This is a genomic window from Streptomyces sp. NPDC048002, from assembly GCF_040653275.1.
In the GTDB taxonomy this organism is placed as follows: domain Bacteria; phylum Actinomycetota; class Actinomycetes; order Streptomycetales; family Streptomycetaceae; genus Streptomyces.
Map to the genome: position 1 here is coordinate 1 of NZ_JBEZNL010000010.1, position 19,963 is coordinate 19,963.

The following is a 19,963-nucleotide window of genomic DNA, read 5'->3' on the forward strand; positions in this document are numbered from 1 at the left end:
GTGCGGAAGTGCTCGTCGACGAGGTGGAAACCGTCGAGGAGTTCCCGGAACCGGTCCGGGCCGATCGCGATCATCAGCGAGAGGCCGATCGCGGAGTCGAAGGAGTAGCGGCCGCCGACCCAGTCCCAGAACTCGAACATGTTGTCCGGGTCGATACCGAAGCCGGTCACCTTCTCCGCGTTCGTCGACAGGGCGACGAAGTGCTTGGCGACGGCCTTCTCCTCGCCGCCGAGCCCGGCCAGCAGCCAGGAACGGGCTGAGGTGGCGTTGGTGATCGTCTCGATCGTGGTGAAGGTCTTCGACGCGACGATGAAGAGGGTCTCCGCCGGGTCGAGGTCCCGGACGGCCTCGTGCAGGTCGGCGCCGTCGACGTTGGAGACGAAACGGACCGTCAGCTCCCGGTCGGTGAACGGCCGCAGCACCTCGTAGGCCATGGCCGGACCGAGGTCCGAGCCGCCGATGCCGATGTTGACGACCGTGCGGATCCGCCGCCCGGTGTGGCCGGTCCACTCGCCCGAGCGGACCCGGTCGGCGAAGGCTCCCATCCGGTCCAGGACCGCGTGCACCCCGGGAACGGCGTTCTCCCCGTCGACCTCCACGACCGCCCCGCGCGGGGCACGCAGCGCGGTGTGCAGCACCGCCCGGTCCTCGGTGAGGTTGATCCGCTCACCCCGGAACATCGCGTCCCGCAGCCCGAACACATCGGTGGCGACGGCCAGTTCCTGGAGCAGTGCCAGGGTCTCGTCGGTGACGAGGTGCTTGGAGTAGTCGATGCGCAGATCACCGACGCGCATCACGTACCGCTCGGCGCGCCCGGGGTCGTCGGCGAACAGGTCACGCAGATGCGTCTGCCGGGCGGCGCGGTGGTCCTCCAGGGCGGTCCACTCGGGCCGCCGGGTGAGCCGGGGGTAGTCAGACATGAGAGGGCGTCTCCTTGGCGGCCTCGCCCCGCAGGGCGATGGCGTACATCTCGTCGGCGTCGAGGCGCCTGAGCTCCTCGGCGATGAGTTCGGAGGTGCTGCGGACCTTCAGCGCGAGGGTGCGCGAGGGCTGGTCCGGCAGGGACAGCGTGGCCAGCGGGCCCTCGGGACGGTCGATGACGATCTCACCGTTCGCGGTGCCCAGCCGGACGGCCGTGACCACCGGACCCGCGGTGACGATCCGCTCGGCCTTCACCCCGAGGCGCGCCTCCAGCCAGCGGGCCAGCAGTTCGGCGCTCGGGTTCTCCGCCTCGCTCTCCACGGCCGCCGAGGTGATCTCCACCCGGGCCTGGTCCAGGGCCGCGGCCAGCATCGAGCGCCACGGCGTGAGCCGGGTCCAGGCGAGGTCGGTGTCGCCCGGCGCGTAGGCACGCGCACGGGCCTCCAGCGCCTGGAGCGGGCGCTCCACGGCGTACATGTCGGTGATGCGGCGCTGGGCGAGCGCGCCCAGCGGGTCCTTGGCGGGGATCTCGGGGGCGTCCACCGGCCACCACACGACCACCGGGGCGTCCGGCAGCAGCAGCGGCAGCACCACGGAGTCGGCGTGGTCGGAGACCTCGCCGTAGGTCCGCAGGATCACCGTCTCGCCGGTGCCCGCGTCGGCGCCCACCCGTACCTCGGCGTCCAGCCGGGAGGCGGTGCGGTCGCGCGGGGTGCGGGCGTGCCGCTTGATGACGACCAGCGTCCGTGAGGGGTGTTCGTGCGACGCCTCCTCGGACGCCTTGATCGCGTCGTAGGCGTTCTCCTCGTCCGTGACGATCACCATCGTCAGGACCATGCCCACGGCGGGGGTGCCGATGGCCCGGCGCCCCCGCACGAGCGCCTTGTTGATCTTGCTTGCCGTGGTGTCGGTCAGGTCGATCTTCATGGCCTGCGCCAGCTCCGTCCGTCTCGTGCGAGCATCTCGTCGGCTTCCCCGGGTCCCCAGCTGCCCGAGGCGTACTGCGCCGGCCTGCCGTGCCGCGCCCAGTACTCCTCGATGGGGTCGAGGATCTTCCAGGACTCTTCCACTTCCTGGTGACGGGGGAACAGATTGGCGTCGCCGAGCAGGACATCCAGGATGAGACGCTCGTACGCCTCCGGGCTGGACTCCGTGAACGACTCGCCGTAGGCGAAGTCCATCGTGACGTCCCGGATCTCCATCGAGGTGCCGGGCACCTTGGAGCCGAAGCGGACGGTGACGCCCTCGTCGGGCTGGACGCGGATCACGATCGCGTTCTTGCCCAGCTCCTCCGTGGCGGTGTGGTCGAAGGGGGAGTGCGGCGCCTGCTGGAACACGACCGCGATCTCGGTGACCCGGCGGCCCAGCCGCTTGCCGGTGCGCAGGTAGAACGGGACCCCGGCCCAGCGGCGGTTGTCGACCTCCAGCTTGATCGCGGCGTAGGTGTCGGTCGTCGACCCCGGGTCGATGCCGTCCTCCTGGAGGTAGCCGCGCACCTTCTCGCCGCCCTGCCAGCCGCCCGCGTACTGCCCGCGCACGGTGTGCCGGCCCAGGTCCTGCGGGAGCTTCACGGACTTGAGGACCTTCAGTTTCTCCGTCAGCAGCGCGCCCGCGTCGAAGGCGGCCGGCTCCTCCATCGCGGTGAGCGCCATCAGCTGGAGCAGGTGGTTCTGGATGACGTCGCGCGCCGAACCGATGCCGTCGTAGTAGCCGGCCCGGCCGCCGATGCCGATGTCCTCGGCCATCGTGATCTGGATGTGGTCGACGTACGACCGGTTCCAGATCGGCTCGAACATCTGGTTGGCGAAGCGCAGCGCCAGGATGTTCTGGACGGTCTCCTTGCCCAGGTAGTGGTCGATCCGGAAGACCTGCTCCGGGTCGAACACGTCGTGCACGATGGCGTTCAGCTCACGCGCGCTGCCCAGGTCGTGGCCGAAGGGCTTCTCGATGACCGCCCGCCGCCAGGAGCCCTCGGGGGCGTCGGCGAGGCCGTGCTTCTTCAGCTGCTGGACGACCTTGGGGAAGAACTTCGGCGGTACGGAGAGGTAGAAGGCGTAGTTGCCGCTGGTACCCCGGGAGTTGTCCAACTCGTCGACCGCGGAGCGCAGTTGCTTGAACGCCGTGTCGTCGTCGAAGTCGCCCGGGATGAACCGCATGCCCTCGGCGAGCTGTTGCCAGACCTCCTCGCGGAACGGGGTGCGGGAGTGCTCGCGGACGGCGTCGTGCACGACCTGCGCGAAGTCCTGGTCCTCCCAGTCCCGGCGGGCGAACCCGACGAGGGAGAAGCCCGGCGGCAGCAGACCGCGGTTGGCCAGGTCGTAGACGGCCGGCATCAGCTTCTTGCGGGACAGGTCGCCGGTGACGCCGAAGATGACGAGTCCGGAAGGGCCCGCGATCCTCGGGAGCCGCCGGTCGCGGACGTCCCGCAACGGGTTGGTCCACTCGGTGGTCATTCCCCGCCCACTCCCTTGCCGGCCAGCGACGTGGCGACCGCGTCCAGCAGTTCCTGCCAGGCGGCCTCGAACTTGGCGACGCCCTCGTCCTCCAGCCGGGTGACGACCTCGTCGTAGGAGATGCCGAGGCGCTCGACGGCGGCCAGGTCGGCACGGGCCCGCGGGTAGCCGCCGGTGACGGTGTCCCCGGTGATCACGCCGTGGTCGGCGGTGGCGTCGAGGGTGCCCTCCGGCATGGTGTTGACGGTGCCGGGCGCGACCAGCTCGTCGACGTAGAGGGTGTCCTTGTAGGCCGGGTCCTTCACGCCGGTCGAGGCCCACAGCGGGCGCTGCCGGTGGGCGCCGACGGCGGCCTGCTTCAGCCAGCGGTCGGAGGCGAAGACCTCCTCGTACGCCTGGTAGGCGAGGCGGGCGTTGGCGAGGGCGGCGCGGCCCTTGAGCGCGAGCGCCTCCTCGGTGCCGAGCGCGGTCAGCCGCTTGTCGATGTCGGCGTCCACCCGGGAGACGAAGAAGGAGGCCACGGAGTGGATGAGGGACAGGTCCAGGCCGCGTTCGGCGGCCCGCTCCAGGCCCAGCAGGTAGGCGTCCATGACCTCGCGGTAGCGCTCCAGGGAGAAGATCAGCGTGACGTTGACGCTGATGCCCTCGGCGAGGACCGCGGTGATCGCGGGCAGGCCCGCCTTGGTCGCCGGGATCTTGATCATGACGTTGGGGCGGTCGACCAGCCAGGCCAGCTGCCGGGCCTCGGCGACGGTGGCGGCCGTGTCGTGGGCGAGGCGCGGGTCGACCTCGATGGAGACCCGGCCGTCCCGGCCCCCGGTCGCGTCGTACACGGGCCGCAGGATGTCGGCGGCGGCGCGGACGTCGGCGGTGGTCATCATCCGGACGGCCTCGTCGACCGTGACGCCCCGCACCGCGAGGTCGGCGAGCTGCTCCTCGTACCCCTCGCCGGAGCCGATGGCGGCCTGGAAGATCGACGGGTTGGTGGTCACCCCCACCACGTGCCTGGTGGCGACGAGTTCGGCGAGGTTGCCGGAGGCGATCCGCTTACGGGACAGGTCGTCCAGCCAGATGGAGACGCCCTCGTCGGAGAGGCGCCGGAGTACTTCGGTCACTTCGATCATCTTCTTTCTGGCGGTCGGATCAGCCACGCGCCGCGGCCAGGGATTCCCGGGCGGCGGTGGCGACGTGCTCGGCGGTGAAGCCGTACTCGGCGAACAGGGTCGGGGCGGCGGCGGAGGCGCCGAAGTGTTCGAGGGAGACGATGCGTCCTGCGTCACCCACGAACCGGTACCACGTCAGACCGATCCCGGCCTCGACCGCGACACGCGCTCGCACGGACGGCGGAACGACACGGTCGCGGTACTCGCGCGGCTGCTGCTCGAACCACTCCACGGACGGCATCGACACCACCCGGGTGCCGGTCCCCTCGGCCTCCAGCAGCTCCCGCGCGGCGACGGCGAGCTGCACCTCGGAGCCGGTGGCGACGAGGACGACCTCGGGCGTCGGGGTGGAGGACTCGCGCAGGACGTAACCGCCCTTCGCGGCGTCCTCGTCGCGCTCGTACACGGGCACGCCCTGGCGGGTCAGCGCCAGACCGTGCGGGGCCGGGTCGGTGGTGTGCCGGCGCAGGATCTCGGCCCACACGACGGCCGTCTCGTTGGCGTCGGCGGGCCGGACGACGTTCAGGCCGGGGATGGCGCGCAGCGAGGCGAGGTGTTCCACCGGCTGGTGGGTGGGCCCGTCCTCGCCGAGACCGATGGAGTCGTGCGTCCACACGTAGGTGACGGGCAGCTGCATCAGCGCGGACATCCGGACGGCGTTGCGCATGTAGTCGGAGAACACCAGGAAGGTGCCGCCGTAGATCCGGGTGTTGCCGTGCAGGGCGATCCCGTTCATCTCCGCGGCCATGGAGAACTCGCGGATGCCGAAGTGGACGGTGCGTCCGTAGGGGTCGGCCTCCGGCAGCGGGTTGCCCCCGGGGAGGAAGGAACTGCCCGCGTCGATGGTGGTGTTGTTGGAGCCGGCCAGGTCGGCCGAGCCGCCCCACAGCTCGGGCAGGACCGGGCCGAGCGCCTGGAGCACCTTGCCGGAGGCGGCCCGGGTGGCGACCGAGGTGCCGGGCTCGAAGACCGGGAGCGCGGACTCCCAGCCCTCGGGGAGCCGGCCCGCGACCACGCGGTCGAAGAGCCGGGCCCGCTCCGGTTCGGCGGCGCGCCACTCGGCGATGCGCTTGTCCCAGGCGGCGTGCGCCTCGGCGCCGCGGTCCAGGGCCCGGCGGCTGTGCGCGAGGACCTCGTCGGCGACCTCGAAGGTGCGTGCGGGGTCGAAGCCGAGCAGCCGCTTGGTGGCGGCGATCTCGTCCTCGCCGAGCGCGGAGCCGTGCGAGGCCTCGGTGTTCCGGGCGTTCGGCGCGGGCCAGGCGATGACCGTGCGCAGCGCGATGATGGAGGGCCGCCCGGTCTCGGCGCGGGCCGCCTCCAGCGCCGTGTACAGGGCGTGGACGTCGACGTCGCCGTCCTCGGTGGGCGCCACGCGCTGGGTGTGCCAGCCGTACGCCGCGTAGCGGCCGAGCACGTCCTCGGAGAACGCGGTCGCGGTGTCGCCCTCGATGGAGATGTGGTTGTCGTCGTAGAGGAAGACCAGGTTGCCCAGCCTCTGGTGGCCGGCCAGCGAGGAGGCCTCGGCGGAGACGCCCTCCTCCAGGTCGCCGTCGGAGACGATCGCCCAGATCGTGTGGTCGAACGGGGACTCGCCCTCGGGGGCCGCGGGGTCGAACAGGCCGCGCTCGTAGCGGGCGGCCATCGCCATGCCCACGGCGTTGGCGGCGCCCTGGCCGAGGGGTCCGGTGGTGGTCTCCACACCGGCGGTGTGGCCGTACTCGGGGTGGCCGGGCGTCCTCGACCCCTGGGTCCGGAACGCCTTGAGGTCGTCGAGCCCGACCTCGTAGCCGGCCAGGAAGAGCTGGGTGTACAGCGTCAGCGAGGTGTGACCGGGGGAGAGGACGAAACGGTCACGGCCGGTCCATTCGGGATCCGCGGGGTCATGCCTCATCACCTTCTGAAAGATCGTGTACGCGGCGGGCGCGAGGCTCATCGCGGTGCCGGGGTGGCCGTTGCCGACCTTCTGCACGGCATCCGCCGCCAGCAGGCGCGCGGTGTCGACGGCACGCCGGTCGAGTTCGGTCCATTCGAAGCGGTCCGGTGTCTGCGTGCTCATCTTCAAGAAGTCCTCGATAAGAGCGGGGTGTGTCGGTTGACGTGTTCAAAAGTAAAAGTCTGACTTTTTCAAGGGAAGGTCGCCGTGTGTCAGCCTGTGGTGAAAGTGGGACAGCGGGAGCGCGGCCGAGGCGGTACGAGAAGGACATGGCGGACAGAACGGTGCAAGGTGATGGCGAGGACGGGATCAGAACCTTCCCCTTCCCGGTCGACCTGAGCGTTCGCGGCGTCGGTATGCAGGTGGGCCCGATGGGCGACGACCGCACCTGGCACGCCGAGGTGCCCCTGGAGCGGATGCACCGCATCGACTTCCATGTCGTGATGCTCTTCGAGGACGGCCCGGTCCGCCACATGATCGACTTCGCCGAGTACGTGGGTCCGGCCCGGACAGAGCCATCGCTTCGCATCGACGGGTGAGTACCGCGGAACCGTGCTCACCATGCAGCCCGGTTTCCTGCCGCGGGCGACGGTCGAGGCGGCCGGCCTGTACCGCTACGACCTGCCGCCCCTGCTCCACCCCGACGAGCCGCAGCTCGCCGCCCTGCGCGCGGGACTCGACCAGCTCCGCCGCGAGTACGAGGACACCACCACGCTCCCCCTGAGCCTGCACACCGCGGTCCTGCGTCACTCCCTCTCCGCGTTCCTGCTGCGCCTCGCGCACCTCGCCGCCAGCTCCCACGACACCGCCCACCGGGAGGCGGGGTCCGCCTTCACCCTCTTCCGGGACGCGGTGGAACGCGGCTTCGCCACCAACCACAGCGTCAGCGCCTACGCCGACCAGCTCGGCTGCTCCCGCCGCACCCTCGTACGGGCCGTGCGCGCCGCGACCGGCGAGACGCCCAAGAGCTTCATCGACAAGCGGGTGATCCTGGAGGCGAAGCGGCTGCTCGCCCACACGGACCTGCCGGTCGGCCGGGTGGGCGCCGCCGTCGGCTTCCCCGACGCGGCCAACTTCTCCAAGTTCTTCCACCAGCACACGGAGCAGACCCCGGCGGCCTTCCGCACGGAGATGCGCTGAGCACGCCGTGCGGCGTCCTGGGAGCCCTCGGAGCCCGCGTGCGGGGACCCGGCCCCGCGGCGCGCGCCGGCGGTCGGCTTCCGGGGAAGCCGACCGCCGGCGGTGTACGACCGCCGTCAGCGGCCGAAGTTGAACCAGTTCACGTTCACGAAGTCGGCCGGCTGGCCGCTGGTGAAGGTGAGGTAGACATCGTGCGTGCCCGTCACCGCGCCGATGTTGGCCGGGACCGTGCGCCAGCTCTGCCAGCCGCCGGTGTTGCCCACCGCGAAGCTCCCGACCGGCGCGTTGCTCCGGCTGTCCAGCCGGACCTCGACCAGCCCGCTCACTCCGGCCCCGGCGCCGCTCGCCACCCGTCCGACGAACTGGGTGGCCGCCGAGGAGCCGAAGTTGACGCCCCGGTACAGCGCCCAGTCGCCGTTGGCCAGGGCGCCGATGTTCTGGCCGCCGCCCGCGTCGGAGGTCGCCTCGGTCATCGTGCCGGACTGGCTGTCGTGGGACTCCGCCTGGATCGCGCTGTAGGCGTCCCGGTTGCCGGTCGGCGGGGGCGTGGTACCGCTCCCACTGGTCAGCACCTGGACGTAGTCCACGACCATCGAGTACCCGGGCACGGTCGCGGCGTCCGGGCCGCCGCCGAACGCGTCGACGAAGCCGCCGCCCATGGCCACGTTCAGGATGATGAAGTAGCCGTGGTTGGTGGCGTTGTTCCAGGTGGCCGCGTCCACCTGATCGGCCCGCACGGTGTGGTAGTTGATCCCGTCGACGTAGAAGCGGATCTGCTCGGGGCTGGTCGAGCGGTCCCACTCCAGCGCGTAGGTGTGGAAGCCGGCCTGGCAGGTGGCGCCGGGACAGGCGCGCGAACCGCCGATGCCCGTGGTCTCGTTGCAGGGGCCGCCGGGACTGGTGCCGCAGTGCATCGTCGACCAGACGGTGTTCAGACCCTGGACGTTCTCCATGATGTCCAGCTCGCCCACGCCCGGCCAGTTCCAGTAGTTGCCGCGGTACGGCGTGCCGAGCATCCAGAACGCCGGCCAGTAGCCGCGCGCGGCCGCTCCGGTGACGTTGGGCATCTGGATACGGGACTCCACCCGCAGTTTGCCGCCGGCCGGGGGCTGGAAGTCGCCGCGGTTGGTCTCGATGCGGCCGGAGGTCCAGTTGCCGGAGGCGTCGCGGCGCGGGGTGATGCGCAGGTTGCCGCTGCCGTCCAGGGCCACGTTGTTGGTGCTGGACGTCATGTTCTCGATCTCGCCGGTGCCCCAGTTCGCGGGTCCGCCGGGGTAGCCGTGGCCGGTCGCGTACTGCCAGTTGGCGGCGTTGACGCCGCTGCCGGCGGCGCCGTTGAAGTCGTCCACGAACACCTGCGTCCAGCCCGTGGGGGGCGGTGGGGCGGCGGCGTCGGCGGAGGCGACGGCGGCCGTTGCGAGCCCCAGGGAGGCGAGGGTCGCGATCAGGGCGCGCCGCAGCGGGCGCCGTCGTCTGCGGGGAGTGCCGGAGGTTTCGCTCATGGGCCTACTGCCTCTCGGGTACGGGTGCGGGGGTGCGGGGACGCACTCGAAAGCGCCCATGACCCACGTAGTGCTGAGAGCGCTCTCAAAGTGCCGCCAATGTGCTCCCCGACGCTCCGGTCGTCAAGAGGTGAAGCAGAGAAAACCTATGCACGGCACGGGAGTTCACTGCGTAAATGCGCTAAAGCTTCACCCGGTGACCCTCGCTACAGGGCGCTGCCCGCCCGCCACTGCTCCCAGGAGAGGTTCCAGCCGTTGAGCCCGTTGGCCGGATCGACCGTCTCCTCGTCGGAGTTGGTCACCACCACAACGTCACCGAGCATCGAACTGTCGTAGAAGCGGTATCCGGCCACGGACTTGTCGGCCGCGCCCTTGGCGTCCTGGAGGCCGATGCAGCCGTGGGTGGTGTTGGCGCCGCCGAACACCGAGGAGGCCGCCCAGTAGTTGCCGTGGATGAAGGTTCCGGACGTGGTCAGCCGCTGGGCGTGCGGGACGTCGGCGATGTCGTACTCGTCGCCGAGGCCGACCGTGGAGGACTCCATCCGGGTCTCCTTCAACCGCTCGCTGATCACCATGATCCCGGACCAGGTGGTGTGTTCGGCGTCGCCTCCGGTCACCGGGTAGGTGGCGACCGTCTGCCCGTCCCGCACGACCGTCATCCTGCGCGTCGCGAGGTCGACGGTGCTGATCTGCTCACGGCCGATGTGGAAGGTGACGTCCTTGGACTGGACGCCGTAGACACCGTCCGCGCCCTCCACGTCGCGCAGCCGCAGGCCGAGCGTCACCGTGGTGCCGGCCGCCCAGTACGACTCGGGGCGGAAGTCGAGCCGGGTGTCGCTGAACCAGTGCCCGACGACCTCGACGGCCGGTTCCGCGGTGACGGTGATGGCCTTCTCCACGGCCGCGCGGTCCGTCACGGCGTGCGTGAAGTTGATCGACACCGGCATGCCCACGCCGGAGGTGGAACCCGACTCGGGCGTGAAGTAGCCGGTGAAGGTCGCGCCGGGCGCCGCGGTCGTGAAGCTCGCGGTCTTCGTCGCTCCGCCGCCCGCGGCCTCGGCGGTGACGGTGTACGTCGTGCCCGAGACCGGGTTCCCCGTCGACGTCCAGGTCGTCCGCGCGTCGTCGTAGGACCCGGCCAGCGCGGTCCCGTCGGCGTCGGTGACGGTGACCGACGCGAGGGTGCCGTCGGTGACGGTGACCTCCACGGGCCGGGTGAACGCGGCCTTCTTGGCGCCGTCCGCCGGGCTCACCGAGATCACGGGCGTCGGGGTGGAGGCGGTGGACGCGGTCTTCGTGGCGGCCCGGGTGGCGCCGCCCTCCGAGGCGTCCGCGGAGCCTCCGCAGCCGGTCAGCACGGCGACGGGGACCCCGCCGAGCACGGCGAGGATCCCGCGCCGCGACCACCCCCGCGACGGGGGCTGGGACCGGTTCGATATGTGCGAGACGCCCACGGCAGGCCTTCCTGATCCATCCACGTTTGCCCGTGCATCGTGCGTCTCGTTCCTTGGACGAACCTTTGAATCGAACGTCCCCACCCTGAGATTCCGGTGAGACCCGACGCCCCCGGCGGTGCGTGTCAGGCCGGCGCGCTGCCCGTCCTGCCTGGGGGCGCGGGGAACTGCGCGACCGGCCCACGACGGCCCGCGGCCGCCGACGCTCCCGGGCCCTGGCTGTTCCGGCGGTGCGTGTCAGGCCGGCGCGCTGCCCGTCCTGCCTGGGGGCGCGGGGAACTGCGCGACCGGCCCCGGACGCCCCGCAGCCGCCGACGCCCCCGGGACCCCCACCCCGGTGGGCTCGGGGAGGGGCCTCGGACGGCTGGGCGTCGAGCGCCGGCCTCAGACCTTGGTCGGTACCGGCCGCTCCGGGACCGACGCCGCCTCCGTCAGCCCGAACCGGTCGTGCACCCGGCGCAGGGCCCGCGGCGCCCACCAGGCCCGCCGACCGAGCAGCGCCATCGTCGCCGGAACCAGCAGCATCCGCACCACCGTGGCGTCGATCAGCACCGCGAGGGTGAGCCCGAGTCCGATCTGGAGGATCGGCGAGAACCCGCCCGTCATGAACGCCCCGAACACCACCGCGAGCAGCAGCGCCGCACACGTGACCACCCGGCCGGAGCGGCGCAGCCCGGTCACCACGGCCGCCCGGTCGTCCTCCCCGTGCTGCCGCGCCTCGCGGATCCGGGCCAGGATGAACAGCTCGTAGTCCATGGCCAGCCCGAAGGCGATGGCCACGATCAGCGGCGGCGCGGTCAGACTCAGCGCGCCCAGCCCCTCCGCGCCGAGCAGCCCCGCGAGATGGCCGTCCTGGAACACCCACACCACCACCCCGAGCGCCGCGCCGAGGCTGAGCAGCGTGGTCGCGATGGTGCGCAGCGGGATCAGCACCGACCCGGTGAACGCGAACAGCAGCGCGAAGATGCCGGCGAGGACCGTAACAGCCGCCCAGGGCGCCCGTTCGGCGAGCATCTCCCGGAAGTCCACCAGCCGGGCGGCGGTCCCGGTCACCTCCACCGGCTCGCCGCCGCGCAGGTCCCTGATCCGCTCCACCAGGTCCGTGGCGGCCCTGTCGTCGACGCCGCCGGCCGGCTGGATCTCCACCACCGTGGCGCCGCCGGGCAGCGACCGGGACTCCGCGCCGGGCAGCCCGCCGATCCGCTCCACGGTCGCCGGATCGGCGCCGGGCCGGGCCACCACGGTGATCGGCGAGACCCCGGTACCGGGCGGGAAGTGCCCGTCGACGGTGTCGTACAGCTGCCGGGCCTCGGTGCTCGCGGGCAGCTGCTTGGCGTCGCCCACGCTGATCGTCAGCCCGGCCACGGGCAGGGCCAGCACCAGCAGGGCGGGTACGACGGTGGCGACCACGGCGATTCGGCGACGGGTGGCGAAGCGGGCCAGCCGGGCGAAGAGACGGCCCTCCTCGCGGTCCGGGCGGACCTTGGCGGGCGGGATCCGGCCGCCGAACCTCATGAGCAGCGCGGGCAGCAGGGTGAGCGCGGCCAGCATGTCGACGACGACCACGGCGGCCACCGCCAGGCCCATGCTGCGCAGGAACACGCTGGGGAAGACGAGCAGCCCGGTCAGGCTCACCGCCACCGTCACCCCGGAGAACAGCACGGTCCGCCCGGCCGCGGCGACCGTACGGTGCACGGCGACCTCGACGTCGTCGGTGTGCCGCCGCTCCTCACGGAAGCGGACCAGCAGCAACAGGGCGTAGTCCACGGCGAGTCCGAGGCCCAGCATGGTGGTGACCTGGATCGCGTAGACCGAGATGTCGGTGACCTCGCTGAAGGCGAACAGGGCGAGGAACGCGCCGGCCACTCCGCTCACGGCGATCACCAACGGCAGCGCGGCGGCCCGCAGTCCGCCGAAAATCACCAGCAGCAGCGCGAGTACGACCGGAAGGGAGATCAACTCGGCGTTCTTCACGTCCTCCTGAGCGCGTTCCCCCAGCTGCCGGCCGAGCAGTTCGCCGCCGCTGACATGCACCTCGGGCGCCTCGATCCGCCGGATGCGTTCGGCCGCCGCGTCCGTCGCCCGTTCCTCGGCGTCCTCGTCGAGGCCGCCCTCGAAGGTGACCGGGATGATCAGGGCCTGTCCGTCCCGGGCGGTGAGGCCGGGCGTGCGGTACGGGTCGGGTACGGCGGCGACCCCGGCGATCTCACGGACCTCGGCGACGGCCCGTTCCACCTGGGCGCGCAGGGCCGTGTCGGAGACCGCCCCGCCGGCGACCACGGCGGTGACGGACTCGCCGGCCGGGTCCGCGCGGGCGAGGTACTCCTCCGCCAGCTCCGACTCGGTGCCGGGCACGTCCGGTACGTCGTCGGAGAGGCGTGCGAACACCCCCGTGCCGAGCCCGAAGCCGAGCAGCAGGAAGAGCAGCCAGAGCAGGATGACGGTGAGCGGGCGGCGCGTGGCCGCCCGGGCGAGCGTGGCGAGCACGGCCCCTCCCGGTGATGGACGGTTGACTTCGCTCCCAGGCTCGCTCCGGACCGGGGTCCGCCGGATCGCCGGAGCGAGCGGTTTGCGGGCCTCGGCCGTACGGGGGAGGAGCCGGGCCGCCTCACTCGTACGGGGGATGCGGGACCGGGAATCATCGCGGACCGCCCGGGAGTTGACCGGTCAGGAGCCGCCGATCACGAGGGAGTGCCCATGGCCGAGGAGCCCGCCGTCCGCGAACTGCGCCTGGTGGTCACCGCGGAGGACTACGACGCCGCGTTGCACTTCTACCGCGATGTGCTCGGCCTGCCCGAGCGGGCCGCGTTCTCCTCGCCGGACGGGCGGGTGAGCATCCTGGAGGCGGGCCGGGCCACCCTGGAACTGACCGATCCGCACCACGCGGAGTTCATCGACGAGGTCGAGGTCGGCCGACGGGTCGCGGGACACGTCCGGGTGGCCTTCGAGGTGGCCGACTCGGCGGCGACGACCCGGCGGCTGGCGGACGCCGGCGCGGAGGTGATCGCCGAGCCGACCCGAACCCCCTGGAACTCACTGAACGCCCGGCTCCAGGCACCCGCCGCACTCCAGCTCACCCTCTTCACCGAGCTGGGCGAGGACCACGGAGGTGAGGGCCACGGAGCCGGCAAACAAGACACCGAGGACCGGGGAGGCCAGGATCAGGACTGAGCCTCCCCGGGCGTGACCAGGCCCGTCTCGTAGGCGCAGATCACCGCCTGCACCCGGTCCCTCAGCCCCAGCTTGCTCAGCACATTGCTGACATGGGTCTTCACGGTGTGCTCGCTGACGAACAGCGACGAGGCGATCTCCGCGTTGGTCAGGCCCCTGGCCAGCATCCGCAGGGTCTCCGTCTCACGGGCCGTGAGCACCTCCAGCCGCCGCGGGGTGACCTCCGCCGCGGCCTCCTGCCTGCGGCGCCGCACCAGGTCCGCGACCAGGCGCCGGGTGACCGTCGGCGCGAGCAGGGAGTCGCCCGCGGCGACCACCCGGACCGCGTGCACCAGGTCGTCGCGGCGGACATCCTTCAGCAGGAAGCCGCTCGCCCCCGCGCACAGCGCGTCGTAGACGTACTCGTCCAGGTCGAACGTGGTCAGCATGACCACCTTGCAGGCGGACTGCCCGCACACCTGCCGGGCCGCCTCAAGACCGTCCATGACGGGCATCCGGATGTCCAGCAGCAGTACGTCCGGGGCGTGCAGCCGCACGGCTTCCACCGCCTGCGCGCCGTCGCCCGCCTCCGCCACGACCTCGATGTCCGGCTGCGCCTCCAGAATCATGCTGAAGCCGCTGCGGACCAGTTCCTGGTCGTCGGCGACGACCACCCGGATGCTCATCCCCGCGCCGCCTGCCGGTCGTCCGCCGGAAGCCGTACCAGGACGCGGAAACCGCCCTCGGGACCGCGCCCGGCGCGGGCGCTGCCCCCGCACGCGGAGGCCCGCTCCCGGATGCCGATGAGCCCGTGCCCGCCGTCCGGGCCGGAGGGGCCGCGTCCGTCGTCCGTCACCGACAGGGTCAGTTCGTCCTCCGCCCAGTCGAGCGTGACCGTCGCGGAGGAGGCGTAGGCGTGCTTGACGGTGTTGGTGAGCGCCTCCTGGACGATCCGGTACGCGGCCACCTCGGTGTCCGGGGACAGCGGGCGGGGCTCGCCGTCGGCGCGCAGTTCGACCCGGAGTCCGGTGGAGTCGGTGACCTGCCGGACCAGGCCCGGCAGCGCCGCCACCCCGGGCTGCGGCAGCCGCCGCGCCTCGCCGTCGCCCGGCTCCTCCTTCAGCACGCCGAGGATCCGCCGCAACTGCGCCATGGCGTCCCGGCCGGTACCGGCGATGGCGTCGAACGCGGCCTCGGCGCGCGCCGGATCACTGCGCACCACGACCGGCCCGGCCTCGGCCTGCACCACCATCAGACTCACCGCGTGGGCCAGGATGTCGTGCATGTCGCGCGCGATCCGGGCGCGCTCCTGGGCCGTCGCCCGCGCCGTGTCGGCGGCCCGTTCCCGCTCCAGGCGCCGGGCCCGGTCCACCAGGGCGGCGGTGTAGGCGCGCTGGACCCGGGCCAGCATGCCCACGCCGTACGCCCCCACCACGCTGAGCAGGTGGAAGGCGTACTCGAAGGGCAGCGGCTCCTCCTTGTGGTGCATGGTCAGCACCACACCGAGGATCCAGCCCGTGAGCATGGCCCGGCGCTGCCAGACCCTCCGGTCCGCGGCGACCGTGTAGAGCACCACCAGACCGGCGTACACCACGTCCGGCGGGGGCGCGTGGTACCAGGCCATCGCGGGGGTCGCCACGGAGACCGCGCAGGCCGTGACGAAGGGCGCCCGGCGCCGCCACACCAGCGGCAGCGCCGTCGCCGCGGCCAGCAGCCAGCCCTGCCAGGTCAGCCGGTCGTCCCCCTCGTCCGGGAAGAGCCACTGAAGGGAGGCGGCGAACAGCACCAGGGCGGCGAGAGCGGCGTCGACGACGTACGGGTTCGCCGTGCGCAGCCGGGTGACGGCCGGGGCGAGCCAGGGGGGCGGGGGCATGGGCGGCTCCTCGGGGGCAAGAGGCCCCTCCAGTATCGGAGGCCGGATGCGCCGCGGTCCTCACCGGTGAGAGGGATATCGCGGCCCGCCCGGTGACACTCCGCACGCCGCGGAGAAGGAACCGGATGTCCGCACCGCACCTCTCAACAGTCGCAACAGAGCGTTCACAGCGTATGCATGGTCCTGGACCGACGGCTGGGATCACCATCGTCTGCGGACCCGCTGCCCCGCCGCCCGCCGCCTCCCGGGAGACCCGTATGCCGAGCCGCCGCCGATTCCTCACCGCGGCCGCCGCCGTGCCCGCCGCGGCCACCGCGGGCACCGGCTGCGAGGCCGACGCGGCGGCGCTGCCCCCGTCCGACGAGCGGTCGCTGCCCCCGTCCGACGGCAAGCCCGCCGCCGCCGTGCCGGCGGGGCGCTCCGGCCCGGACCGGCTCAACTTCGTGGTGGTCCTCGCCGACGACCTCGGCCACGGCGAACTCGGCTCCTACGGGCAGAAACTCATCCGCACCCCCCGCCTGGACGCCCTGGCCGCCGAAGGGCTGCGCTTCACCGACGCCTACGCCACCGCCCCCGTCTGCGCGCCCTCCCGCTGCTCGGTGCTGACCGGACTGCACAGCGGCCACGCCACCGTGCGGGAGAACCCCTGGGGGTCGGGCGGCCAAGAAGCCCTCACCGAACGGGACTTCACCTTCGCCGAGGCGCTCAGGTCGCTCGGCTACCGCACCGGGATCTTCGGCAAATGGGGTTTCGGACCCGAACGGCCCGACCAGCCGAGCCACCCCAACTCCCGAGGTTTCGAGGAGTTCTACGGCTACATCGGGCACCGGCACGCCCACGACTACTACCCCGACCACCTGTGGCGCGACGGCACCCGCGAGGACATCCCCGAGAACCGGGGTGAGGCCCGCGGGAGTTACGCGCCCGACCTGCTCAGGGAACGCGCGCTGGCCTTCCTGGACACACACCGGGCCGAGCCGTTCCTGCTCTGCCTCACCCCGAACCTGCCGCACGCCCCCAGCCAGGTCCCCGACGAGGGCGCGTACGCCGACCGCCCCTGGCCCGGCCCCGACCGCCGACACGCGGCCCAGGTCGGCCTGCTGGACAGCCTCGTCGGCGAGGTCGTCGACCGGCTTGCCGGGCTCGGTGTCGCGGACCGCACCCTGGTCCTGGTCACCAGCGACAACGGGCCCCACGAGGAGGGCGGTACCGACCCCGAACTCTTCGACGCGGCAGGCCCGTTGCGCGGCTACAAGCGGAACCTGTACGAGGGCGGCATCCGGGTCCCGCTCCTCGCCTGGTCCCCGGGGCGGGTCCGGCCCGGCACCACCGACCGCCCGACCCCGCTCACCGATCTGCTGCCCACCCTCGCCGACCTCGCGGGCGCCCCCGCCCCCACGGACCTCGACGGTCTCTCCCTCGCCCCGCTGCTGCGCGGCTCCGGCCCCGCCGCCCGCCACGACGACCTGTACTTCTACCGCAACCACAGCGGAGTCACCCCGCGCTCCGACGCCGAGGACCGCGGCCGGGGCGGGCGGACCGCCGAGGCCCTGCGCCGCGGCGACCTGAAGGCAGTGCGCTTCGCCCCCGGCCAGGACCGGGACGCCCCCGACGAGACCTGGGACGTGGAGCTGTACGACCTGGCCCGCGACCCGGGCGAGGAGCACGACCTGGCAGCCGCGCGGCCCGCCCTCGCGGACGCCCTGGTGCGGCGGATGCGACGGTCCTGGGCGCCGTCCTACCCGCGCCGGCCCTTCGGCCTGACCCTGCAAGTCTCGGGCGTGTCACCGGACTTCACCGTGACCGCCACCCTCGCCAACGGATCCGCCCGCCCCTGGGCGGCCCCCCGGCTCACCCTCGGCGCCCCCGGCGGCTGGGACCTGCGCGCCCTGGACCCGGTGGCCGCTCCCCGGCTCCGGCCGGGCGGTGAACTGACGGTCCGCTGGCGGGTCACCCCGGCCCGCGTCACCGCCGACACCGCCCTCGCCTGCCGCGCCACGGCGTGGCACGCGGGAGCGGAAGTGACCTACCTGGCACGGACGACGCTCGACTGAGCCGCGTACTTACTGAGCCGCGTACTTGACGCCACGGCGAGGCGCAGCAGCCCCTCCCACGCCTCAAAGGCCGGGAGGGGCCGCCACCGCCGCCGTAGGAGCCACGCCCGGCCGCCGGCGTCGGACCGAGGCGTGACTCCGGCGCCGGGATCAGGAGGTTCCCGCCCATCAGGCCTCGACGAGCGGAGGTCCAAGGGCAGTTGATCCGACGGTGCCGCGTCCCTCCGTAGCGTCGGGCCGCCGCTTCCTCCTGCGCAACACCTTGACGACCGCTTCCCATGAGTTTTAAATCACAACCTAAATTAAGTAGTGAGACTTTACGGGGAACCGGCGCCCCACCCTCCCTCCCCAAGGAGAGCCGCATGTCCACCCGTACCCCCCGGATCCTGCTGACCGCGCTCGGCGCGGCGGTCGCCCTGACGGCGGGCCCGGCCGTCGCCGCCCCCGCCCCCGCCCCCGCTCCCGCCCCCGGGGCGAGCGCGGCCGCGGCCGCCTGGGACACCGACCGCGCGGCCGCCGCGTACGCCCTGAACCCGGCCGCGGTGACCGCCTCCGGCAGTGAGAACGCTGACCTCGCCCCCGGGCTCGCCTTCGACGGCGACGGAGCGACCCGCTGGTCCAGCGACTTCGCCGACACCGCGTGGATCCGCCTCGACCTCGGTGCCACCCTCCGGATCGACCGCGTCGTCCTCGACTGGGAAGCCGCCCACGGCAGGCGCTACGTCCTGGAGGTCTCGAAGAACGGCACCGACTGGACCCCGTTCTACACCGAGACCGCCGGCACCGGAGGCACCGTCACGGCCCACACCTACCCGCAGGAGGCCACCGGCCGCTACGTGCGGATGCGCGGCGTGGAACGCGCCACCCCGTGGGGCTACTCGCTGTACTCGTTCAAGGTGTACGGCGGCGAGCCCGCCCCCGCCTCCACCACCCGCGCCAATCTCGCCCTGAACCACCCGGCCTTCACCAACTACTACCAGCACGCGGGCAATTCACCCGCCTTCGTCACCGACGGGGGCTGGCCGGCCGACCTCAAGGCGGATCAGAGCCGCTGGTCCAGCGACTGGAACGCGGACCGCTGGGTCTCCGTGGACCTCGGCGCCCGCGCGACCATCGACACCGTCGACCTGTACTGGGAGGCCGCCTACGCCGTCGACTACGAACTCCAGGTCTCCGACGACAACCGCACCTGGCGCACGGTGCACCGCCCCTCGGCGGCGGAGGTGGCGGCCCGCCGCGCGGACGTGCGGTCCCCCGCCGAGGCGGTGGGCCGGCACGACTCCGTCCGCCTGGCCCAGCCGGCCACCGGCCGCTACGTCCGGATGCTCGGCAAGGAACGCCGCTCCTTCCACAACCCCGCCCCCGCGACGGCCCAGTTCGGCTACTCGCTCTATGAGTTCCAGGTCTGGGGCACCGGAGGCAGCGAGACGGCCGCCTACCCGGCGCTCCCCGCGGAGCAGCCGGGGACCTACCGCACCACCTTCTTCGACGACTTCACCACCGCGGCCCTGGACCGCGCCAAGTGGCGGGTGGTGCGCACCGGCACCGAGATGGGCCCGGTCAACGGGGAGTCCCAGGCGTACGTCGACTCCACCGACACCATCCGCCAGGAGAACGGCAGTCTGATCCTCGCCGCCCGGCACTGCAAGGGCTGCACCACGGCGGGCGGCGGCACCTACGACTTCACCTCGGGCCGCATCGACACCAACACCAGGTTCGACTTCACCTACGGCCGGGTCAGCGCCCGGATGAAGCTCCCGGTCGGCGACGGCTTCTGGCCCGCGTTCTGGCTGCTGGGCAGCAACGTCGACGACCCGTCGGTGTCCTGGCGGCCTCCGGCGAGACCGACATCATGGAGAACATCGGGTACGGCGACTGGACCAGCACCGCCCTGCACGGCCCCGGCTACTCCACGGACGGCAACATCGGCGCCCGCCAGGTCTATCCGAACGGCGGCCGAGCCGACCAGTGGCACACCTACGCGGTGGAGTGGACCCCGACCGGTATGCGCTTCTTCGTGGACGACGCCCTGGTCCAGGAGGCCACCCGCAACAAGCTGGAGTCGACGCGCGGCCAGTGGGTCTTCGACCGCGACCAGTACGTGATCCTCAACCTGGCGCTGGGCGGCGCCTATCCGGCCGGCTGGAACAAGGTCACCACCCCGTACTGGGGGCTTCCTCAGTCGAGCGTGGACCGGATCGCCGCCGGGGGAGTGCGGGCGGAGGTGGACTGGGTGAGGGTCGAACAGAAGGGCTGACCCGCCCCTGCCGGGCCCGGCCCACTCCTACGGGGCCCGGCAGGCACTCCCACCGGACCCGGC

Annotated in this window: 11 protein-coding genes and 3 pseudogenes; 4 read left to right on the forward strand and 10 right to left on the reverse strand. The window is 72.5% G+C overall.

Annotated features, from left to right (window positions below):
• From AB0E07_RS15300 to tkt, 5 genes and pseudogenes are all read right to left on the reverse strand, one after another.
• Window positions 1-920, reverse strand: a pseudogene (locus AB0E07_RS15300) (glucose-6-phosphate isomerase); the annotation flags it as partial.
• A complete protein-coding gene (opcA, locus tag AB0E07_RS15305; RefSeq protein ID WP_362250818.1) occupies window positions 913-1,848 on the reverse strand; it encodes a glucose-6-phosphate dehydrogenase assembly protein OpcA in 936 nt (311 codons plus the stop codon). The gene opcA and the pseudogene AB0E07_RS15300, both read right to left, overlap by 8 nt.
• Window positions 1,845-3,374 carry a glucose-6-phosphate dehydrogenase gene (gene zwf / locus AB0E07_RS15310; RefSeq protein ID WP_362250821.1) on the reverse strand — a complete coding sequence of 510 codons (1,530 nt, stop codon included), beginning with the start codon at window positions 3,372-3,374 and terminating at the stop codon, window positions 1,845-1,847. Before zwf ends, opcA begins: the two co-directional genes overlap by 4 nt.
• On the reverse strand, window positions 3,371-4,498 hold the full coding sequence (gene tal, locus AB0E07_RS15315; RefSeq protein WP_362250824.1) for a transaldolase: 1,128 nt from the start codon (window positions 4,496-4,498) through the stop codon (window positions 3,371-3,373). The genes zwf and tal overlap by 4 nt, the downstream gene beginning before the upstream one ends.
• 19 nt (window positions 4,499-4,517) lie before the next feature.
• Entirely contained in the window at window positions 4,518-6,593 is a 2,076-nt protein-coding gene (tkt, locus tag AB0E07_RS15320; RefSeq protein ID WP_362250827.1) for a transketolase, read from the reverse strand.
• Window positions 6,594-6,739: 146 nt separating this feature from the next.
• Between tkt and AB0E07_RS15325 the strand changes: the two are divergent.
• Window positions 6,740-7,610, forward strand: a pseudogene (locus AB0E07_RS15325) (AraC family transcriptional regulator).
• A gap of 116 nt (window positions 7,611-7,726) precedes the next feature.
• On the opposite strand, the gene AB0E07_RS15330 reads toward AB0E07_RS15325, so the two are convergent.
• From AB0E07_RS15330 to AB0E07_RS15340, 3 genes are all read right to left on the reverse strand, one after another.
• On the reverse strand, window positions 7,727-9,112 hold the full coding sequence (locus AB0E07_RS15330) for a glycoside hydrolase family 16 protein (protein ID WP_362250830.1): 1,386 nt from the start codon (window positions 9,110-9,112) through the stop codon (window positions 7,727-7,729).
• Window positions 9,113-9,318: 206 nt separating this feature from the next.
• Complete coding sequence (locus tag AB0E07_RS15335) at window positions 9,319-10,566, reverse strand: Ig-like domain-containing protein (RefSeq protein ID WP_362250833.1); 1,248 nt, start codon at window positions 10,564-10,566, stop codon at window positions 9,319-9,321.
• A gap of 384 nt (window positions 10,567-10,950) precedes the next feature.
• Window positions 10,951-13,053 (reverse strand): MMPL family transporter, encoded by a 2,103-nt coding sequence (locus AB0E07_RS15340; RefSeq protein WP_362250837.1) that lies wholly within the window; start codon window positions 13,051-13,053, stop codon window positions 10,951-10,953.
• A gap of 210 nt (window positions 13,054-13,263) precedes the next feature.
• Here AB0E07_RS15340 and AB0E07_RS15345 point away from each other — a divergent pair, with 210 nt between their 5' ends.
• Window positions 13,264-13,737 carry a VOC family protein gene (locus tag AB0E07_RS15345; protein WP_362250840.1) on the forward strand — a complete coding sequence of 158 codons (474 nt, stop codon included), beginning with the start codon at window positions 13,264-13,266 and terminating at the stop codon, window positions 13,735-13,737.
• On the opposite strand, the gene AB0E07_RS15350 is transcribed toward AB0E07_RS15345, so the two are convergent.
• Window positions 13,728-14,402, reverse strand: a complete 675-nt coding sequence (locus AB0E07_RS15350) for a response regulator transcription factor (RefSeq protein WP_362250843.1) — start codon at window positions 14,400-14,402, stop codon at window positions 13,728-13,730. The two genes, AB0E07_RS15345 and AB0E07_RS15350, sit on opposite strands and share 10 nt — an antisense overlap.
• Window positions 14,399-15,589: a sensor histidine kinase gene (locus AB0E07_RS15355; protein ID WP_362250846.1), complete on the reverse strand. Its 1,191-nt coding sequence runs from the start codon at window positions 15,587-15,589 to the stop codon at window positions 14,399-14,401. The genes AB0E07_RS15350 and AB0E07_RS15355 overlap by 4 nt, the downstream gene beginning before the upstream one ends.
• A gap of 257 nt (window positions 15,590-15,846) precedes the next feature.
• Between AB0E07_RS15355 and AB0E07_RS15360 the strand changes: the two genes are divergently transcribed.
• Both AB0E07_RS15360 and AB0E07_RS15365 read left to right on the forward strand, forming a co-directional pair.
• Window positions 15,847-17,643, forward strand: a complete 1,797-nt coding sequence (locus AB0E07_RS15360) for a sulfatase-like hydrolase/transferase (RefSeq protein WP_362250849.1) — start codon at window positions 15,847-15,849, stop codon at window positions 17,641-17,643.
• Window positions 17,644-18,005: 362 nt separating this feature from the next.
• Window positions 18,006-19,900, forward strand: a pseudogene (locus tag AB0E07_RS15365) (discoidin domain-containing protein).
• Window positions 19,901-19,963 lie beyond the last annotated feature (63 nt).

What these genes read in the sequence shown, in the direction of transcription:
- AB0E07_RS15355 (WP_362250846.1), bottom strand. Translation starts at nt 15,589, where the DNA reads ATGCCCCCGCCCCCCTGGCTCGCCCCGGCCGTCACCCGGCTGCGCACG.
- tal (WP_362250824.1), bottom strand. Translation starts at nt 4,498, where the DNA reads ATGATCGAAGTGACCGAAGTACTCCGGCGCCTCTCCGACGAGGGCGTC.
- AB0E07_RS15360 (WP_362250849.1), top strand. Translation starts at nt 15,847, where the DNA reads ATGCCGAGCCGCCGCCGATTCCTCACCGCGGCCGCCGCCGTGCCCGCC.
- AB0E07_RS15350 (WP_362250843.1), bottom strand. Translation starts at nt 14,402, where the DNA reads ATGAGCATCCGGGTGGTCGTCGCCGACGACCAGGAACTGGTCCGCAGC.
- AB0E07_RS15330 (WP_362250830.1), bottom strand. Translation starts at nt 9,112, where the DNA reads ATGAGCGAAACCTCCGGCACTCCCCGCAGACGACGGCGCCCGCTGCGG.
- AB0E07_RS15345 (WP_362250840.1), top strand. Translation starts at nt 13,264, where the DNA reads ATGGCCGAGGAGCCCGCCGTCCGCGAACTGCGCCTGGTGGTCACCGCG.
- opcA (WP_362250818.1), bottom strand. Translation starts at nt 1,848, where the DNA reads ATGAAGATCGACCTGACCGACACCACGGCAAGCAAGATCAACAAGGCG.
- zwf (WP_362250821.1), bottom strand. Translation starts at nt 3,374, where the DNA reads ATGACCACCGAGTGGACCAACCCGTTGCGGGACGTCCGCGACCGGCGG.
- tkt (WP_362250827.1), bottom strand. Translation starts at nt 6,593, where the DNA reads ATGAGCACGCAGACACCGGACCGCTTCGAATGGACCGAACTCGACCGG.